The following is a 19,857-nucleotide window of genomic DNA, read 5'->3' on the forward strand; positions in this document are numbered from 1 at the left end:
TTGCGTCTTACGACTCTACTGCCGCTTCCTCTCGTTCGCCGCCGCTGCGGGCGCAGGTGCTGGCGCCGGCGTGCCGCTGTTGCCCGCGCCGAACAAAAGACGCGTCGGGTTTCGGTCGAGATTGTTCACCGCGCGGCTGATATCGCCGAGGGTGCGGCGGCCATCGACCATCAGGGCACCCGAACGCTTGTCGAAATCTTCCGCCAGTTCGCGGATCGATTTCACCGCCTGGAACAACTCGCCGCCGTCCTTGCCGCCGGCCAGCGTGTTCAGGCCGAGCATGAGGTGGTCGGCCTTGCTCATCACGCCGTCGACTTTCAGCATGACGTTGTCGATCTTCTCGGAATTGCGCGCCAGCGAGGACGTGAAGGTCTCGAGGTTACGCAAGGAATTTTTGACCGCCTCCTGATTGTCGGCGACCACCCTGTTGATGTTCTGCAGCGTCCCTCGTATCGCCTCAGTAACGTCCTGCAGCCTGTTCGGGTCGGCGGTCAGGACGGGGATGCCATCCTCATCCAGGGGAACGCTCGGCGCGGCCTCCTCGCCGCCCTTCAGCGATATCGCAGCGACGCCGGTGAGCCCCTGAAATTCGAGCCCGACCAGCGTGTCCTTGCGGATCGGCGCATTGTTCTCGACCAGCGCGAGTGCGACCACTCGACGTGGATTGTCGAGTTTCACGGAGATCACTTCTCCTACCCTGATACCGTTGAAATTTACGCTGCCGCCGTTACGCAGGCCCGCCGCCGGGCCCTCGAAGACGATGCGCAAAGGACCGCGCGCCTTCGTGGTGTGGAGCGACTGAAACCACATCACGAAGCCGAACGCCGCGGCAATCACCGCCAGCGTGAACGATCCGATCAGGACGAAATTCGCCCGCGTTTCCATCAACCCACTCCGATACCAGACTCTAATTCAGCTTCGCTGGATCAGAGCCGTCGTTTATCTTTTCGTCTGAGCATGATCTCTTCCGCAAAACCGGTACGCTTTTCAAGATCATGCTCTAGCCCATGACGGCGCGGGCGCGCTTGCCGTGAAAATAGGCCCTCAACCAGGGGTGCTGCGAGGCCTGCATGTCGGCCATCGAGCCTGCGGCAATGATCTTGCCGTTTCCCAACACAGCAATGCGGTCACAAGCGGTATAGAGGCTGTCCAGATCGTGGGTTACCATGAAAACGGTCAACCCCAAAGTACGCTGCAGGGTGCGAACCAACTCGTCAAAGTCGCCGGCGCCGATCGGATCGAGGCCCGAGGTCGGCTCATCGAGGAAGACGAGTTCCGGATCGAGCGCAAGTGCGCGCGCCAGCGCCACGCGCTTGATCATGCCGCCTGAAAGTTCCGAGGGAAAACGGTCGGCTACTTCGGGGCGCAATCCCACCATGCCGAGTTTGGCGACCGCAATCTCGTCGAGCAAGCGCTGCGAGACGTTGAGATATTCGCGCACCGGGAACTGGATGTTCTGCCGCACGGTGAGCGAGGAAAACAGCGCGCCCTGCTGGAACAGAATTCCCCAGCGCCGCTCGACCCCGCGGCGCGCGGCGGCATCGGCTGAATCGAGATCGATCCCAAAGACCTCGATACGCCCGCTGATCTTCGGGACCAGTCCAATGATGGTGCGCGTCAGCACCGACTTGCCTGCGCCGGAAGGACCGACAAAGCCCAGGATTTCGCCGCGCTTCACGTCGAGATCGAGGCCGTCCAGGACCTTGGTGCTGCCGAACTGTACCGAGACGTCGCGCACGCGGATGATGGCGTTTTGGATTTCAAACGTCATCGTCACATTCCGATTGAGGCGAAAAAAATCGCAAACACGCCGTCCATGACGATAACAAAGAAGATTCCCTTCACCACTGAAGACGTCGTGTGTTGTCCGAGCGACTCGGCGCTGCCCTGCACCGCGAGTCCTTCGACGCAGGCGACGATGCCGATCACCGCCGCCATCACCGGCGCCTTGATGATGCCGACGGTGAAGTGATCGATCGAGATCGCATCGCGCAGCCGAAGCAGGAACGCGTCGGGATCGACCCCGCCGTAAAACCACGCCACCAACCCGCCGCCATACAGCGCGGCGATGGCACCAAGAAAGGCCAGGATCGGCAGCGCGATGACCAGCGCCAGCATCCGCGGCAAAATCAAAACCTCGATCGGATCGAAACCCATGGTACGCAGCGCATCGATCTCCTCGCGCATCTTCATCGAACCGAGTTCGGCGGTATAGGCGCTGCCGGATCGACCCGCCACCATGATCGCCACCAGCAGCACGCCGATTTCGCGCAGCACCAGGACGCCGAGCATGTCGACGACGAAAATGTCCGCACCGAACTTGCGGAAATGAAAGATACCTTGTTGGGAGATGATGCAGCCGATCAGAAAGGTGATGAGCACGACGATCGGCACCGCGCGCCAGCATACTTGCTCGAGATGATGCACGGTCGATGTCAGGCGAAAGCTACGAGGGTGAATCATCACCCGCCCGCTCGCCGCAAGGACCGCGCCGAGCATATCGATCAGTCCGACGATGGTTGCGCCGATGCCGACCATGCTGCGGCCGACCTGATCGAGCATCCCCGTAATCGTCACCGATGTGGTGTCTAGAGCGGGCGTGGCTTTCACCCTGCGCACCTCGTCGACCAGGCTTGAATAGTCGGCCGAAAGCCCGGCGATCTTCGCCTCGACGCCGCCCTCGGTCAGACTGCGGCGAAGCCGTTCGATCAACCAGGCGCCGAAGGTGTCGAGCTTCGAGACCTGCGACACATCAATGAAGATGTTGGGCCGGCTTCCCGTCAGCTTTTCAGCGTCGTCGACAATCTGCTCAAGCAGCGGCGCAAAGCGGGCGGTCCACGGACCCGCGGCGCACAGCGCAAGTCCATTGCCCCGCGCAATCCGCTCCAATGTCGGGGCGCCGCTCACCATGCCCGCTCCTGGGCCGGTTCTCCGCTATTCCTGGAAATGGAAAGATTAAACACGCCGCGCCGCCTTGTGGAACACGCCCCTAACCAGCCATACTTGGGTGCGTCGGGCAAGCCGGGCGGTTCAAAAATTGCCAGATATTAAAATGACTTCCAGCCAATCGACAGCGCTTTCCGCTCGAATCGAACACTGGCCGATCGCCGGCAGCTTCACGATCAGCCGCGGCGCCAAGACGCAAGCGGTGACGGTGGTAGCGGAAGTCAGCCGCGGCGGCCATACCGGGCGCGGCGAATGCGTCCCCTACCCGCGCTATGCCGAGACGCCGGAAGCGACGTTGGCCGCCCTGCAGGCCATGCAGGCCCCCCTGGCACGGGGGCTCGACCGAGAGGCCCTGCAGGCGGCAATGCCTCCAGGCGCCGCCCGCAACGCGCTGGACTGCGCGCTGTTGGACCTCGAGGCCAAGAGCACAGGCCAGCGCATCTGGAACCTGCTAGGGCGCCCCGTCCCGCAAGCCTGCATCACCGCCTACACGATCTCGCTGGGATCGCCGGAGGCAATGGCGCTGGCGACCGCCAAGGCCGCGCACCGGCCGCTGCTCAAGATCAAGCTCGGCGGCGAGGGCGACAGTGAGCGGATCGCAGCGGTGCGCAAGACCGCTCCCCGATCTGAACTCATTGTCGATGCGAACGAGGCATGGACACCAGGCAACCTCGAACAAAATCTCAGGGAATGCGCGGAAGCCGGCGTTACGCTGGTCGAGCAGCCGCTTCCTGCCGGGCAGGATGAGCCGCTGGCGCGAATCCGCAGGCCACTTGCCGTCTGCGCCGACGAAAGCGTGCACGATCGCGCCTCGCTCGACGGCCTGCGCGAACGCTACGATACCGTCAACATCAAGCTCGACAAGACTGGCGGACTGACGGAAGCGATGGCGATGGCGGATGCGGCGCGCGGGCTGGGATTTGAAATCATGATCGGCTGCATGGTCGCGACCTCGCTGGCGATGGCGCCGGCGATGCTGCTCGCACGCAAGGCTCGATTTGTCGATCTCGATGGCCCCCTGTTGCTGGCGCGCGACCGAGATGACGGGTTGCGCTACGACGGCAGCCTGGTCTATCCACCGGAGGCAGCGCTTTGGGGCTGATCGGCCAGCCGATGCCGCGCGAGCCACATTACGAGCGCGCCTGACAGCGCCATTGCCGCCATGACATAGTAGACGCCCTGCCCGTACCGGGCGTAGATGACGCCGGACAAGATCGATGCGCTGCTGACGACAATGCCGGTGCAGGCCGCGAGATAACCCTGTCCCCTCGCCATCATGTGAACAGGCACGTTGCGCACCAGCAGGCTCATGGTGCCGACCTGGGTCAATCCGAACGTCAGGCCATGCGCCAATTGCACAACCGCGAGGATCGCAATTGGCAGATCCTGCGCGGTGATCGACCAGCGCGCGACAGCACTCAGCGCGGCGATCACGACCAGCACCGCCGGTGACAGCGTGAACCGCGGCGACAGCGCGAACACCACGATTTCGGCGAGCACCCCCAAGGACCAAAGGCCTGCAATGGTCAGCCCGCCGAGGCCCGATTGCTGCCATGCGATGGAAGCGAAGATGTAATACGCAGCGTGGCTGCCCTGGATCAGGGCCGACGCTGCGATGATGGCAAGAAAACCGGGCTCACGGAGCAAGGCGCTTGCGCGTTGCAGCGCTGCGGGGGCCGCCTTTGGACTCTCCAAAGGCTGCAGCCCGAGGCTGACGAAGGCGCCGAGCGCTGCCACTGACGCAATGACCCAGATCAGCTCCCGCGCCGCGATGACGTCGACCAATAGCCCGCAGGCCAGCGCGCCTACCACGAATGCCGCCGAGCCCCATAGTCGCAGCGGGCCGTAATCCAGGCCGTAGCGCGCCACGCCTCGCAACGCATAGGCATCCGTCAGCGGCACCATTGGCGTCCACATAGAGGCGGTGACTGCGAAGGCGAGGAACACCAGGATCGGGTGGTGCTGGGTTCCGACCACCGAAAACCCGAGCGCGGTCACAAATGCCGTCACGATTATGGCGCCGCGCAGCGATTGACGCCTTTCGGCAAGGCCGGTCACGAACGGCAAAATGGTGAACCGCGCCACGGCAGGCACTGCCGTGATGATCCCGATCCACGACGCGTCGATCCCAACCGCCTTCAGCCACACCGGGAAAAACGGCAGATAGGTCCCGACAAGGCCGAACACCGTGCCGTAAAACAGCGCCAGCCGCATCGCGAAGCGCCTGGAGGTCTCTTGAGATGAGATGGGGATTTGTGCTTCGGATGGCATCAATTCAATTGCGATTCGCTTGATATCGTGGATGATCGTTAGCGTAACGCGCGATAATTTGCGCGATGAGTTTCCGATGGCTGACGAAGCATTTGCCCTATCGCCGATCTCCGCTCGCGCGGCCCAGCCGAGCGAGGCGGACTATGACGCGATCCGCGAAGCGTTCATGGAGACGTCGAGGGGCCGCTGGTTTCTCGGCGAGTATGCCAAGCGCAACCGCAATGCGGATACCCGCATGGTGCTCGATGCGGTGACGCGGATCGAAGAAACGATCGCCGCCCAGAGACAGCTGGCCTCTAATAGTGGGCTGGCCGAGACCTTGGCCGTCATCGGGGATGCGATCGTCGAGGCGAGAGCCGCCGCATCGGCGGCATTCGACAACCTTGCGCTAGAGGAAAATCTGGCGCCGGTCCGCAAGGGCGCCCGCATTATGCGGGAAATCAGCTGGCGGTGGCGCGAAATCGGTACGGACGGCCGGATTTGCGATTTGATCGATTCCCAGGTCAATGCCATCGAAGCGAGCTGTGGAAAAATCTCATCGAAGGATCCCTTGGGCGCATTGAGCGCCGCATTCGATCTGATCGAGGCGCGGATCGAGGAGTTTGGCGAGAGCGATAGAGGCGCTCCGCAGGCCAATGAAGAAGCCGTCGCCTCAGCAGCCCCGGCTTCATCAGGGGCAATGCCTGCCGGCACGGCGGGAGAGATCGAGGCGGCGACCGCCACAATGGATTCCGAAGCCGTAATGAGCACGCCGGCAAAGCCGGCCGAGGCCATGGCTCGGGCGGTCGGCACGGCGGCGGAGGCAACCGACGCTGAGGCCGCCGACGCGAGGGGCGAGGCGGCCGATGCCTATGACGAAGCGCTGCTGGACATGATCGCGCTTGAAATGGCGGCGCCGGAGCCGCTCGATGGCGATGATCCATTCGACGCCGATGCCGACGAAGTTTACATGGCGGAGCCACCGCCTGCCGACCCTGACATCGTCGCCGAGACGCCTGAGCCAATTGCCAAGCCGGCGGAACCGTGGAGGATTCAACCTTCGTTTGAATCCTCGCTCGGTTCGACGCTTATCGCCAGCGGGATCGTGCGAAGACCCTATGCCGCGGGGCCCGATCCGCTGGCGCCGATCCGACGCATGAGCCAGGCCGAGAAGATCGCATTCTTGTCGTGATCGCCAGCGCACCTTCCGCAAAAGCATGCTCTCGGACTTGATCCGAGGGTGGGCGTCGGTTTTGCTTCGCGATCAAGTTTACGCAGCTTTCGCAGACTCAACTGCGGCAGAATACGCGCAAGCCAATAATATCAGTTGATGAGTTTCGCGAACAAATCCGCGTCAACGTTGCCGCCCGACAAAACGATGACGACGTTCTTGCCGCGCCCATCGATGCGGCCGGCCAGCAGGGCGGCAAGGCCCACCGCGCCGCCGGGCTCGACCACCAGCTTCAACTCGCGAAACACAAATCCGACCGCAGTGCCGACTTCCGAGTCGGAGGCGGTGATGCCTTGCGTTAGCAAGCGGCTGTTGATGGCGAAGGTGAGTTCGCCGGGGATCGAGGCCATCAGCGCGTCGCAGATGGTACGGCCTTCGGCGCGATGCGGCTCGCGTTTTCCGGCGCGCAGCGAACGCGCGTGATCGTCAAACGCTTCCGGTTCGCCGGACATCACCATGGCCTGCGGATAGCGCGTCTTGACCGCGGTTGCGACACCCGCGATCAGGCCGCCGCCGGAAGCCGGTGCAATCACGATATCCGGCGTTACGCCAATCGCGGCCATGTCCTCCGCAATTTCCCGCCCCACGGTGCCCTGGCCGGCGATCACAAACGGATCGTCATAGGGCCGCACCAGCGTGGCGCCTCGTTTATCGGCGATGTCGCGGGCGATCGCCTCACGATCTTCGCGGTCGCGATCGTACAGCACCACTTCCGCACCATAGCCCTTGGTTCGTTCGCGCTTTGAGAGCGGCGCGTCGGCGGGCATCACGATGGTCGCCTGCATGTTCAGGATTTGCGCCGCCGCCGCCACGCCCTGGGCATGGTTGCCGGATGAGAATGCGACCACCCCACCGCCTCGCGCGCCCTGCGGAATCGAGGATAGCTTGGTAAAGGCGCCGCGAAATTTGAAAGATCCGGTCCGCTGCAGCATTTCCGGCTTCAGAAACACTCTCGTTCCCACGCGCTCGTCGAGAGCGGGCGAGGAAAGCAAGGGCGTTCGCACCGCGAAGGGCGCAAGCACCCGCGCCGCCGCGTCGATATCCACCGAACTAATAGGCAGGGCCGAGGACAATTCCGTCATTCGTGACTTGTATCGCGTACCCCGACATACGGGCAAGACACTTGCGCGAGATCAGGCAACGAAACGCGGCTGTTCCGCCGCAAATTGCAGGGCATCGCTTTCCGGATCGACGTTGCGGACGTCCGTTATGTTTTCCACGAATGCCCGCGCCGAAGCTTCCCAGGTGTGCTTTCCGGCAAAGTTGAGGCAGGCTTGCGGTGAAATTTCAAGCGCGGACAGACACGCTACCCGCAAATCGTCGTTCAGCACGCCGACCGGCTCGTGGCCGATCACGTCGCGGGGCCCGGTCACGGGAAACGCGGCGACCGGCAGGCCGCTTGCGAGCGCCTCCAGAAGAACCAAGCCAAAGGTGTCGGTCTTGCTCGGAAACACGAAGACGTCAGCCGCGGCATAGACTTCCGCCAATGCTTCGCCCTGCCGGGCGCCGAGAAATACGGCTTGCGGATATTCTCGGGCCAAGGCCGCCCGCGCCGGTCCATCGCCGACGATCACTTTTGAGCCGGGCAAGTCGAGGCCGAGAAACGCCTCGAGATTTTTCTCGACCGCAACGCGGCCGACACAGAGGAACACCGGCCGTGGCAAGCCAAGGTCGACCGGGCGCGGATGAAATTGCCTGGCGTCCACGCCGCGCGGCCATAGCACCACGTTGCGAAAGCCGCGTCCGCGCAACTCGCTCGCCAGCGCCGGCGTCGCTGCCATCACCGCCTGGCTCGGTCCATGGAAGGCGCGCAGCGCCGCCCAAATCCAGGATTCAGGGATCGGTAAACGCGCAGAGATGTATTCCGGAAATCGGGTATGGAAGCTCGTGGTGAACGGCAATTTGTGCCGGCGGCAATGACGCCGCACCAATAGTCCGATCGGCCCTTCGGTCGCGATGTGAATGCTGTCGGGCCGCGCGTCAGCGATCAGTCGCGCTATTTTGGCCGGACCCGGCAACGCCACGCGCAGATCCGGATAGCTCGGCATCGCAAAGGTGCGGAACGACTGGGGTGTGAGGAAGCCGACATCGACGCCAAACGCCTTGGCCGCCTCCGCCATCATGCTCAGCGTCCGCACCACCCCGTTGACTTGAGGATGCCACGCATCGGTCGCGACCAGAATTCGCATCAGGCGGCACGCGCCGCTACGGAGACAACAGGGACCGCCCGGCGCAGCGGGTCGGTCCAGGTGATGATTTCAAACCGGCCGTCTTCGTGCTCGGCAAGCGCAGTGCAGCTTTCCACCCAATCGCCGCAGTTCATATAGCTGATTCCATGCTCGTCACGGATGGTGGCGTAGTGGATGTGGCCGCAGATCACGCCATCCGCGCCGTGACGGCGCGCCTCGGCGGCCAACGTCTGTTCGAAGGCGCCGATATAGTTGACGGCATTCTTGACCTTCAGCTTCGCCCATTGCGACAGCGACCAATAGGGCACGCCGAACCAGCGCCGAAACATATTGACCAGGCGATTCATGCGGATCGCGAAATCGTAAGCCTTGTCGCCGAGATGGGCGAGCCAACGCGCGTTCTGCACCACGAGGTCGAAAATATCTCCGTGAATGACGAGGTAGCGCCGTCCATCGACACCGACATGAACAGTATTTTCCACGACGTCGATGCCGCCGAAATGCGTGCCGTAGTAGTTCCTGAGGAACTCGTCATGATTGCCGGGGACGTAAATGACCTTGGAGCCTTTGCGCGCCTTGCGCAGCATTTTCTGCACGAAGTCGTTGTGCGACTGCGGCCAGTACCAGTTGGACTGCAGCGCCCAGCCATCGACAATATCGCCGACGAGATAGACGGTGTCGGCATCATGGCTGCGGAGAAAGTCCAGCAGTCGTTCGGCTTGCGAGCCGCGGGCTCCGAGGTGGACGTCGGAGATAAACAAAGTGCGAAAGCGTCGTTCCGGACACTCTTCACTCATAGTGTAACTTCCCATGCGCGAGCATGCTAACAGAATCCCATGACGGCGTGATGACGGCTCATGCCGCCGATGGAGCCATTCGCTCGAAACAGATCGCGACTTTTCATGTGTCATCCAGCAACGGCGGGGCGAATCAGTGGTGCGCCTGCTGAGTCGCGAATAGCAGCGCCGTGCGACAACCAAGCGACATGCGCCCGAGGCGTGTCCTCGTTCGCGTTGGGCAATGCGCGGGAGTTGTGAGGGCTGTGAGCGGCGTGCCCTATGTTGGACCGTCATTGCGAGCCAACGGGTCGCGCGAATGCGCAATTTCTCGATGTCGTTCCCGCGAAATCCGGGGCCGTCTCAAATGACAGCAATCCCGGATTGCGCTTCGCTCCATCCGGGCTACGTTTGCCAGCGCAAATTCGATTCAAATTTCTAACAGCCAAGAGGCAAGAGACCGTCATTGCGAGCCAACGGGTCGTGCGAATGCGCGCCCGATGACAGGCTCCGCGAAGCAATCCATAATTGCCGCCGCATAGAAAAGCTGGATTGCTTCGTCGCTTCGCTCCTCGCAATGACGTCAAAAGTCGTCATACCCCGCGCATGCGGGGTATCCAGTACGCCGCGGCTCCTCGGTTTATCATTGACGTCTCTGGAATACTGGATCGCCCGGTCAAGCCGGGCGATGACATCGAGAGTAAACGCAGCCGCGCGATCCCGCGGCGCGAAGCGCCCGAGTCGTGCTGGAATTTTTCGCCCAGGAAAAGTGAGGGCGTGGGGAATGCCGGGTGCACGGTGCACCCGCAGCCCGTGTGCATTGGTAGTAAGCACACGGTAGTCACCGCAGGTCACCGGAACACCCGGCATTCCCGCACGCAATGGTTTTAACGGCTTATATCGTGCTCTCCCCGGCGACGAATTCGTCTTGTCACCGTCATCGGCGGATTGAAGGTTTTGTCAGAGCCCGGTTGGGCCAACGAAAACCTCCGCCGACTTGACACCAGCAACGGGTGCCAGGACCACACGGTTTTGCCGTCCGCTGCAACATCGTTCGTCTCGCGCGCCGCAAATCGCTCACGAGGTTCAACCCGCCCTGCGATTGCCGATGCGCGCCCGACGCTGCCGCGTCCACCGCATCCCACCCCGCGTCCGTGACGATCGCGATACGCCCCTCTCATGGGGTGAGACGGCGAAGCTTATGAAGTGATTTGGGTCCGGCGGGAACAGGAATATTTTTGCAAACGGGACTAGACAGCCAACTTGCTGATTTGCCCGTCGGGCAGCCGCGATCTCTGTTTGGTTGGTCGCCGCCTTTAGTTGAGCGTAGATGGCTCGTATTTTTGGCGTGATGCGCAGCTTGCGGTTATCCTTCATCTAACGTGACTCGGAGACGCCGCAGCGCAGCCAACATCTGTTGATGGGCTTGGGCTGAGACGGCAAGGCTTCATCGTCGCCAACGACACGAGACTTCCCTTGCGCAGCGAGTTGAACTGCAGCAGAATTTGCGGATTGCAATGAATGGGAGGTCATTTTGAGAATTGGAATAGGCATCTTGGTTGTTTTTGCATTTGCGCTGATCGCGGCTTCGATTGCCCCTGCGGAAGCAGCAAAGAAGACGCGAGACGAATGCATACAGCTCGCAAGTCAGCGCGGGTTCAATGGGAGTGGCGATAGAACACAAGCCGCCATCAAGCGAAAATTTGTCGTAGACTGCATGCAGGGCAAACAGAGCTAATCCGCCAGCGTCGAAACAGTGTGAGGCCGCCTCCGTTGGCGGCCTCTCGCAATGGGTTCTTTACCTTCCAAAAGAAACGGCCCCAGCTCTCGGGGGCTAGCTGGGGCCGCGTTGGCTTAGAGATGTACCGGATGGGGGGAAACCGGCACGGTTCTGATATAGGTTCGCTATCCGCCGTCGCTATTAAACTGTCCGTGACGGTGGCCTGTTTTGAAATCACGAATGGCCTATTTCGGCCAGTACCCGCACTCGGCACTAGTTCCATGGGGGGACGTAATTCGTCCGGACCGCTGCAACCTGCATTGAACCTTGGCACGTCCCGTTCAGACAGATAGCCACCGGGGGATTGCGCTGTCCGGATTTATGCCAACGCCGCCAGCATTATTCAGCTTGGCGGCGTTGTGCGTTCCCGTTTTGAGGCCCCGGACAAACGGCCAACGCCTATTGCGGAATTGACTGGCTATTCCTGCCGCAAAGGCGCAACCTGATCCATACCGAGACAGCCCCTCTTAATTTCAAGTTTGTCGACCATCTTCGGCCTCCGTGCTCCAAATGCAGTAGGCCATTGATATTGACCCGCTTCGAACCTGAGGAGCCGGGTTTCGGTCTTCGCGTCTACTATTGTGGCCTGCGAAGCGAATGAGACCATCATCGCGCCTGTCTGAATTGGAAGAAAGCATCGAGCACAAGCCGGATTGGGAGAGCGAACCATGAGCGGAGGCTGGCGAGAGCTTATCGGGCACTACAAGTGCGGGTGCGGGGCCATCTATAGAAAGACTTTCACCACAACACCCTTTGACACAGACGACGCCGACTGTGAGGTTTGCGGCGAGCGGATGGATGGCTGGTACAATACGACTGGCTTCCGCTCCTTCGAACTGATTAGCAGGCCAGGCGCCCAAACGCTCTAGGGGGCGTGGTAAACTTGGCGCAGATCCGGAGAGGCTAAGCCGGAGTAGGCCGCCTCAGTTGGCGGCCTGTTCGAGTTGGCCGACGACATGCGCAAGGCGATTGCGACTAAAAAGCGCGTCGGGCGCAGTATGTCAGCGCCCGGACAGACCATTCTTTAAAACCGAAATGAAATATGGTCACCCCATCCGTCGGGGGATTTCGCGGTGGCCGATTATCGCGCCTACCCGCCCGTATTCACCACGTGGCTTGCGATGCCATCTCGCGGCCCGGTCTGCGATCGCTGGTGCAACTTTGCGACCTTCCTTGCCGACGTCGGCCCGCGACCTTCGTGGCGGCACCCGCTCATCCGCGACGACACCGCTGGCGACTTTGAGCCGGGCAATGCCCGCTGGCAAGTCGCGCGGTGGTATCGACGGCGGCGACCTCACCTGCCTCGCTTGACGTAGATCAACGCCCGCCGCTCGACTGCGTATAGGCCAAGGACGAGGTCTGAGATTTTCTGCGGCCTGCCGTCTCGGTCACGCAGCGGAACCATGATCCAGATCAAGATGGGCGCTCGACAGCCGCCCAAGGAATTCGCGCAGTAAGTTGCTCAATCCGTTTTCTGGGCTGGACGCTTCGCGGCTGGGTCGCCGCGCTGGTGTGTGCGGTCGGCCACCGCGATCCCAACCCCGCCGCCGCTTGCTGTTCCGGTGATCTGGAGCATGTCACCAATGAAACGCTGTCTCGCTGCTTTCGCAATCGCCGCCAGCCTGTTCGCACCAGTTGCACACGCCAACGACGCCTTGGAAGCCAAGGTGCGGGCCTACGTTCCGGTCGTCTCCCTCGCCAAAGTATGTGACATCAGGATCAATGAAGCCACCTCGGGTGACCACCGCGCCATGCTCGAAGCGGTGAAATCCGACCCGAACGCCGACAAACTCGCCTACCGCCTCCATTACGAAACGCTGACGGCCTACATCAAGGCCCGCGACGGAGGTCAACGGGTCGCCTTCTGCAAGGACTTCATCGCAGCCAACAGCCAATATGCCAAGGCGCGCTTCACCGCCGTGGTCGAGGGCCACATGAGCGACGTCAGCACTAGTGTGCAGAAAGCGATTGCCCACAACGTCTGCGGTGCGCCTCCCGTCAAGCTGTCCAAGGCCGACTGGAAACCGTACGCGCAAATCAAAAAGATGCTTCAGATCGAGCATAAGTTGGCCAAGGAAAACGCCGAGACGAACGGCTGGAACGTCACCGAGGAAACGACGGCGGTCACGGAACAGTTCTGCGCGGCGGTAAAAACCCGATGAGCATCACCGGCACACCATCAGCCGGTAGCCATCATGCTTGATTTCGTGAACCCAGAGCTGGCCGGACGGCGGGCTTTCGTTTGCCTAGCGCGGGAAGTGGTCGGCTTAAGGGCGAGCGCTATAAACCTTCGTATCGGTCCGTGATCCCTTACGTTCAATTGAGCCGCTGATCGCGATCGTCTTAGCTAAGGGTATGCGGTAGTCCCCCGCTATCGCTTGCCCTCTTTGGGCGTTTCCTCCCTAGACTGGGTCGCTTGTGGCAACGCAGGCGGCCTTTCTTTTTGTGTGCACCCCCCCGTTTTCCGGGTGCCGCGTTGGAAAATCGGCACTGCGCCCGAGGCTGGGTGAGCAAAGACGGCGGATAGCTAAGGAGCGGCTTGGCCTCGATTGTCGTAGTTGCGCGTGCCCCTACTTTTTTCGTTTGCTTGCTGTGGCATTAGTCCAACCGGCAGGCGATTATTATGGCCGAGGCGTTGAGATGGGCGATCTTGTTTCGCGACTGCCTTAGCCGATCATAGAACTCCGTAAAGTCTTTCGACAGCGGTGCGGCGGATACCGCATTTGCGGCACCACAAAGTTGAACAGCGTCGATTGTTCGAAAGCTGGAAAAATCTATGAGATTGCTACCGTCTTTGGGTTTAGGCCAAGTCCGGGGATCGCCTGCAATTAGAAGAAACGGGCTGACCTCTGCAATTCTGGCCTTTAATGCAATTTCCAAAGATTGCTGTAGGAGACTGAAGGCGTTGTTCAACGTCAGTTGTTTCGCACGCCAATGCTTCGCGATGGCTGTTTGCGCTACATCAGCGCCATGCTCCTGTTCAATGTTATCATATAGATCCTCCACATCCTGAAAGCCTCGCGCCTCGTCAATGGTTGTATCCCACGCAAGGTTCATCCAGCCAATGGCCGTTTCTTTCAAAGTTGGTGGTCCGGCACGCCGACGATCATGGGCGCTACTATGCCAGCGATCTTGTGCGCGACAAGCCCGTCAGTCGCCACATCGCGCACCGCCTTTGTGTACCGACCGGCATAAAATTGAGTCGAGAATGCGCATTGGCAAATATCCTCAAAGGGCGCGGTCGCGCGGCCCCGGCGGTTACCTACGCTTCCAGAGGGACCCGGCAACTCGTGTGCGGCCTGACGAGTGACACCCCGCGCGCGGCTTCGATCTCAGCGCAATCGAGCACACACACCCGCACTTACGATTGACTGAGTTGATTTGATCACGCGCATATTCTTCTGCACAGTAAGCCGCCCAACCGGCGTGCCGTCGGTATTCAGTTCAACGAATGCGTTAGCACCCATGCGGTCGGCGAAGACAATGGCTCTGTTGCCGATGCCGGGCGAGATGCCGATCCGGGCGTATTGACCGTCGTTTTGATTGGTGTCGGGCGAAGTGGTGATGAAAATGTCTTCGTTGTAGCCGTCGATTTTGCATCTCAGAACGTCGGCAAGCGAAAAGGTTGGTGCAAGCATTTGCGCGCCAACGAAACAAGCAACTAGTGCAACGAGCACCACTTTCATTAAAGCCCCCAACCTTAAAGCGAACCCAGCATTTACAGGTTCAATACAGACCACGACGATCAGTCACAAGGACGGTGCGTCTGTACACAGGCTGGCCAGCTTCCCAATATCACGGCCATGGTTTCCCCATTCATGGCCCGTCCGCTGTACCGGCACCGTGACCGCTGCCACCGCCGATCTCGCGACCAAGCCGCGGGCGCTGCGGATCATGCGGCCACCGCCAGCCCTTCGCGCCGGAGGCCATCGCGCGGCGTCGGCCGACCGGACGCAGGGCAAGCCAGCAAGCGGCAGCACTGATAGGCGGCTCTATCAATGATGGCTAGGCGATATAGAAAATATAGAAACCGATAGTCGCTAGCGACACGACGATCACCAGCAGATCGATCCTGAGCCACTGGGGTATGCGCTTCACTGATTGTTGGGTCATGGCTTGCGCCCTCCGCGACCGGTATTCTGTGCGCGTAATGCGGACATCGCAAGCCCTTCGCGCTCATCGCGTCATCACGACCGACGACGACAACGCGACAGCACGCACGACGCGGACAGGCGACCGATAGTCATCGCGTCATCACCACGTCGAGCACGCCAGCGTCACGACGGCGGCAGGCGACGGACTGCCAGCAGCGCCCGCACACCTCGACACGTTGACGCCACATTCCGTTAGCTGGCGCGTTAGACGCCGTTACACGGCATCCGCGCGGCTCCGGTCAGGCGCACCGTCATGACCTCGCCGGGCCAGTGAAATTACTTAGCTGCGCCGGGAGTTGTCGCCGCTGGAGCTGCGCCCGTAGTCGTACCTGTGCGCCGCTCCTCACGTCGTTCTGTGCGCCCAGTGCGACGGTCGTCACGCCGCTGTTGCCGCCCTTCACGCCGATCCTGACGCCGGTCCATGCCGGCGGTCTGGGCCTCAGCATCGGACACTGTCAGTACGGCGGGAACTGCGGCGAGGCCGAACGCAGCCGCAAAACCCACCAGAGAAAGGGCCTTCCGACGAGAGATCGCTTCCGACTTCATAATTGCGCTCATGTCAAACCTCCCTGACTGGATGAACCATCTGCCAGTGCATCCACCCCGGCTCGGCCTACATTGATCCACATCAACAGGGGGACCGCTCGCGACGACGACAGGCGGCAGACATCGGGCAGGTCAGCATCGAGAGGGCCACAGGAAGGCCGTACAGCGCGCCGCCAGCGGCAGGGCTACCGCGCCAGCGCACAGGCGGTCACGCGCCGCGATCGGCCCGACACCGGGGCGCAGCCCGATCGGATTGAGCCTTGCCGGGCGCAACCCCAACTCTCGCCCAAGGGCGCTGGGTGTGAAACTAGGGCCTAATAGGGCCCGACGCCGCTCCGAAGGCACCCCGGCGCGGGCCGCAAATCCATAGAAGCCCTTAATTGGCCGAGGTTTCTTGAGTTTTCCCCAAGGGTAAAAAATTGCTGGACGACAGGACCACACGGCTTTGCCGTCCGCATCAGCGCCGTTCGTCTGCGCGCCGCAAATCGCTCACGAGGTTCAACTCGCCCTGCGCTCGCCTCGCGCGCCGACGCTGCCGCGTCCACCGCATCCCACCCCGCGTCCGTGACGATCGCGATACGCCCCTCTCATGGGGTGAGACAGCGGGGGATATAGAAGTGATTTGGGTCAAACGGGAACAGGAATATTTTTGCAAACGAGGCTAGACAGCCAACTTGCTGATTTGCCCGTCGGGCAACTCAGCCGAGCTGTCCGCCGTAGCTCGAAGCGGATTACGCTCGCTATCCGCCCTACGAGCTATGTCGTCCCGGCAAACGCCGGGAACCATACGCTGCGGCCCTCCGTGGGAGTTCGAGGTGGACCACTTCCTCCGGCCGCTTGCGTCCAAACAAGGCGTAAAGCGCCGGCAAAACGAACAACGTAAGCAAGGTTGCGCTGATAAGGCCGCCGATCACGACGGTCGCGATTGGCTTTTGAACCTCCGCGCCCGTGCCAGTGGCCAACGCCATCGGGACGAAGCCAAGTGAAGCCACCAGGGCCGTCATTGCGACCGGTCTCAGTCGGGTCAGCGCCCCTTCATAAATCGCATCCAACTTTTCCTGGCCTTGCGCCATCAATTGCTTGATGAATGTAAGCATCACCAAGCCATTGAGGACTGCGATTCCTGATAGGGCGATGAAGCCCACGGCGGCAGAGACGGAGAACGGGATGCCGCGCAGCCAGAGGGCTAGTACGCCACCCGTCAGGGCGAGTGGGACGGCGCTAAACACCAGCAGGGCATCGCGTGCCGAGCCGAGTGCGCTCATCAGCAGCAGGAAAATCACAAGGAAGCATGCAGGCACGACGATCGACAATCGCCGCCGAGCCGCCTCCAAATTCTCGAACTGCCCACCCCACGTCATCCAATAGCCGGCTGGCAAGTTCACCTGTGCATCGATTTGCGCGCGCGCCTCGTTCACCACGGAAGCGATGTCGCGATCGCGCACGTTGGCAGTCACCACGACACGGCGCTTGCCGTTTTCGCGGCTGACCTGATTGGGACCTTCGCGTAGCGTAAAGGCCGCTAGCTGACCCAGGGGAACGGTCAAGGATACGGTGCCTGTCGTGGGAAGGGATACCGGCAGGCTTTTCAAAGCATCGAGGTCGTTGCGGATCGCTTCCGGCAATCGCACCACAATCTCAAAATGCCGGTCACCTTCAAATACGACGCCGGCATGCCGTCCGCCGATTGCCGTGCCAACAACCTCCTGCACTGCTGCCAGGCTCAGTCCACGCCGGGCGATTTCCGCCTTGTCTACGGTGATGTCCAGAATGGACAGGCCGCTGGCCTGCTCGACTTTGACATCCTTGGCGCCCTTGGTGGCCCTCAGGATAGTAGCGACCTGGTCGGCGGCGCGCAGCAGCGGCTCGAACTCATCGCCAAAGACCTTGACCGCTACGTCGCCGCGAACGCCCGCCAGCAGCTCATTAAAACGCATTTGTATCGGTTGGGTGAACTCGTAACTGTTGCCCGGCAATTCACGAACGGCAGATTCGATTTGTTCAAGCAAGGCATCTTTGGAAAGGTTTGGATCAGGCCATTGCTGTTGTGGCTTGAGGATAATGAAGGTATCGCCGACATTCGGCGGCATCGGGTCAGTCGCAACCTCGGCCGTTCCCGTTTTTGAAAAAACAAAGGCGACTTGCGGCAATGCGCTGACGGTCTTTTCGATTTCGATTTGCATGGCCTGCGATTGCGCCAGGCTGGTGCTTGGAATGCGTATTGCATGCATGGCTACGTTTTTTTCGTCCAGGGTCGGAATGAACTCGTGGCCCAGGCGGAAGAAAACCAGCAACGCGAGGGCGAACAAGATGGCCGCACCGGCCATCGCCGGCAGCGGGCGTTTGATCGTGCGCACAAGCAACGGGGCATAGGATGCCTTCAACTGCCGAACAATTCCGCTATCGCCTTCAGAGACGCGGCCGGTAACGAAGATGGCAATGAGGGCCGGCACGAAGGTCAGCGACAGCACAAACGCCGCGACCAAAGCGAGAATGACCGTCAGCGCCATCGGCTCAAACATCTTGCCTTCGACCCCGCTAAAGGTCAGCAGAGGTACATAGACCAGAATGATGATTGCCTGTCCGTACACGGTAGGACCGATCATTTCCTCGGCGGCGCCGTGGACGGTTTCCAGACGCTCGCGAAGAGAGAGGGCGCGGCCCGATGCCGCCTGGCGTTCGGCCAAGTGCCGCAACGTGTTTTCAGCAATGATTACCGCGCCATCGACAATCAGACCGAAATCCAGCGCGCCGAGGCTCATCAGATTGGCGCTGATGCGCCCCTGCAACATGCCGGCTGCCGTCATCAGCATGGCCACGGGAATTACAAGCGCGGTTATCAGCGCAGCGCGGAAGTTGCCGAGCAACACGAACAGCACGAGGATTACCAAAAGAGCGCCTTCGCCGAGGTTGGTGGCGACGGTCCTCACCGTGGAATCCACGAGCTGGGTACGGTTGAGCAGGGTTTGGATTTCAATGCCGGCCGGCAGGGTGCGACGCACCTGGTCAATTTTGGCGTCGACGGCGGTTGCCACAGTGCGGCTGTTGCTGCCAATCAGCATCAGTGCCGTGCCAACAACGACCTCGTGGCCGTTTTCGCTGGCGCTGCCGGTGCGGATTTCACCGCCGACCGCCACTTGGGCAACATCGCGCACACGCACTGGCACCGAACCGCGTGTGCTAATGACAACATCACCAATGTCCGTGAGATTCTCAAGCCTTCCACCAGTACGAACGGCGATCCCCTCGCCGTTGCGCTCGATGACGCTGGCACCGCGGCTGACGTTATTGGCTTCAATGGCCCGAACGACGTCCCCGAAGGACAGGCCGAGCGAGATCAGCCTCGAAGGGTCAGGCTGGATTTGATACTGCTTGACGTAGCCGCCGATCGAATCGACGCCGGCCACGCCCATGACGCTCTTGATCTGTGGCCGGACTATCCAGTCCTGCACGGTGCGCAGATACGCAGCCCGCTCCACATCCGTATTGAGCCGTTCACCTTCGGGCGTGACGTAAGCGCCGGCATCTGGCCCCGCGGGGGCAAAGTCGATCGACCACATGTAGATTTCACCGAGGCCGGTTGAGATCGGCCCCATCTTCGGCTCGACACCAGGCGGCAGGTTCGGGCGCAGTTCGAGCAATCGTTCGCCGACCTGCTGGCGCGCGAAATAGATGTCGGTCTTTTCGGTGAAAACCGCGGTCACTTGGGAGAAGCCGTTGCGCGAAATCGAACGGGTGTTGTCGAGTCCGGGTATGCCGGCAAGCGCCGTCTCGATGCGAAGCGTCACCTGTTTTTCGATTTCGACCGGCGACAACGCGAACGCCGTGGTGTTGACCTGGACCTGCTTGTTGGTGATGTCGGGCACGGCGTCAATGGGAAGCCGGACCAATGACCACACACCCAGCGCAACAGCGCCCACGCTGAGCAACACCACAACCCACCGGTACTGAATCGATAACGCGAGGACGCGGCTGATCATGATTG

The 19,857-nt window shown here is 61.2% G+C and carries 13 protein-coding genes; 3 read left to right on the top strand and 10 right to left on the bottom strand.

The genetic code is table 11. The features are described from left to right. Window positions 1-15 precede the first annotated feature (15 nt). The 3 genes from N554_RS0110585 to N554_RS0110595 all read right to left on the bottom strand — a co-directional run bounded on the left by N554_RS0110585 (window position 16) and on the right by N554_RS0110595 (window position 2,907). Complete coding sequence (locus N554_RS0110585; protein ID WP_029583440.1) at window positions 16-885, bottom strand: MlaD family protein; 870 nt, start codon at window positions 883-885, stop codon at window positions 16-18. 115 nt (window positions 886-1,000) lie between these two features. Next, a complete protein-coding gene (locus N554_RS0110590; RefSeq protein WP_029583441.1) occupies window positions 1,001-1,771 on the bottom strand; it encodes an ABC transporter ATP-binding protein in 771 nt (256 codons plus the stop codon). A 2-nt stretch (window positions 1,772-1,773) separates the two neighbouring features. Further along, window positions 1,774-2,907 (bottom strand): ABC transporter permease, encoded by a 1,134-nt coding sequence (locus N554_RS0110595; protein ID WP_029583442.1) that lies wholly within the window; start codon window positions 2,905-2,907, stop codon window positions 1,774-1,776. Between the two features lie 145 nt (window positions 2,908-3,052). Between N554_RS0110595 and dgcA the strand changes: the two genes are divergently transcribed. After that, window positions 3,053-4,048, top strand: a complete 996-nt coding sequence (gene dgcA, locus N554_RS0110600) for an N-acetyl-D-Glu racemase DgcA (RefSeq protein ID WP_029583443.1) — start codon at window positions 3,053-3,055, stop codon at window positions 4,046-4,048. Here dgcA and N554_RS0110605 read toward each other — a convergent pair. Continuing rightward, window positions 4,018-5,217: an MFS transporter gene (locus tag N554_RS0110605; RefSeq protein WP_029583444.1), complete on the bottom strand. Its 1,200-nt coding sequence runs from the start codon at window positions 5,215-5,217 to the stop codon at window positions 4,018-4,020. The two genes, dgcA and N554_RS0110605, sit on opposite strands and share 31 nt — an antisense overlap. A gap of 76 nt (window positions 5,218-5,293) precedes the next feature. Here N554_RS0110605 and N554_RS0110610 point away from each other — a divergent pair, with 76 nt between their 5' ends. Next, complete coding sequence (locus N554_RS0110610) at window positions 5,294-6,388, top strand: hypothetical protein (protein ID WP_029583445.1); 1,095 nt, start codon at window positions 5,294-5,296, stop codon at window positions 6,386-6,388. A gap of 131 nt (window positions 6,389-6,519) precedes the next feature. Here N554_RS0110610 and N554_RS0110615 read toward each other — a convergent pair whose 3' ends face one another. Genes N554_RS0110615 through N554_RS0110625 form a run of 3 tightly spaced genes read right to left on the bottom strand, consistent with a single transcriptional unit; the run spans window position 6,520 to window position 9,428 of the window. Continuing rightward, entirely contained in the window at window positions 6,520-7,509 is a 990-nt protein-coding gene (locus N554_RS0110615) for a threonine/serine dehydratase (RefSeq protein WP_029583446.1), read from the bottom strand. Between the two features lie 51 nt (window positions 7,510-7,560). Beyond that, window positions 7,561-8,616 carry a glycosyltransferase family 4 protein gene (locus N554_RS0110620; protein WP_029583447.1) on the bottom strand — a complete coding sequence of 352 codons (1,056 nt, stop codon included), beginning with the start codon at window positions 8,614-8,616 and terminating at the stop codon, window positions 7,561-7,563. Next, window positions 8,616-9,428, bottom strand: a complete 813-nt coding sequence (locus N554_RS0110625) for a UDP-2,3-diacylglucosamine diphosphatase (protein WP_029583448.1) — start codon at window positions 9,426-9,428, stop codon at window positions 8,616-8,618. Before N554_RS0110625 ends, N554_RS0110620 begins: the two co-directional genes overlap by 1 nt. A 3,258-nt stretch (window positions 9,429-12,686) precedes the next feature. On the opposite strand from N554_RS0110625, the gene N554_RS0110650 reads away from it, so the two are divergent. Beyond that, window positions 12,687-13,334: a hypothetical protein gene (locus N554_RS0110650; protein WP_156041879.1), complete on the top strand. Its 648-nt coding sequence runs from the start codon at window positions 12,687-12,689 to the stop codon at window positions 13,332-13,334. Between the two features lie 436 nt (window positions 13,335-13,770). On the opposite strand, the gene N554_RS0110655 is transcribed toward N554_RS0110650, so the two are convergent. From N554_RS0110655 to N554_RS0110675, 3 genes are all read right to left on the bottom strand, one after another. After that, window positions 13,771-14,253 (bottom strand): hypothetical protein, encoded by a 483-nt coding sequence (locus N554_RS0110655; protein ID WP_156041880.1) that lies wholly within the window; start codon window positions 14,251-14,253, stop codon window positions 13,771-13,773. Between the two features lie 251 nt (window positions 14,254-14,504). After that, on the bottom strand, window positions 14,505-14,858 hold the full coding sequence (locus tag N554_RS0110660) for a hypothetical protein (protein ID WP_081851219.1): 354 nt from the start codon (window positions 14,856-14,858) through the stop codon (window positions 14,505-14,507). 1,763 nt (window positions 14,859-16,621) lie between these two features. Then, window positions 16,622-19,852: an efflux RND transporter permease subunit gene (locus tag N554_RS0110675; protein ID WP_051677435.1), complete on the bottom strand. Its 3,231-nt coding sequence runs from the start codon at window positions 19,850-19,852 to the stop codon at window positions 16,622-16,624. Window positions 19,853-19,857 lie beyond the last annotated feature (5 nt).

Origin of the sequence: Bradyrhizobium sp. URHD0069 (genome assembly GCF_000701345.1) — a bacterium.
Classification (GTDB): Bacteria; Pseudomonadota; Alphaproteobacteria; order Rhizobiales; family Xanthobacteraceae; genus Bradyrhizobium.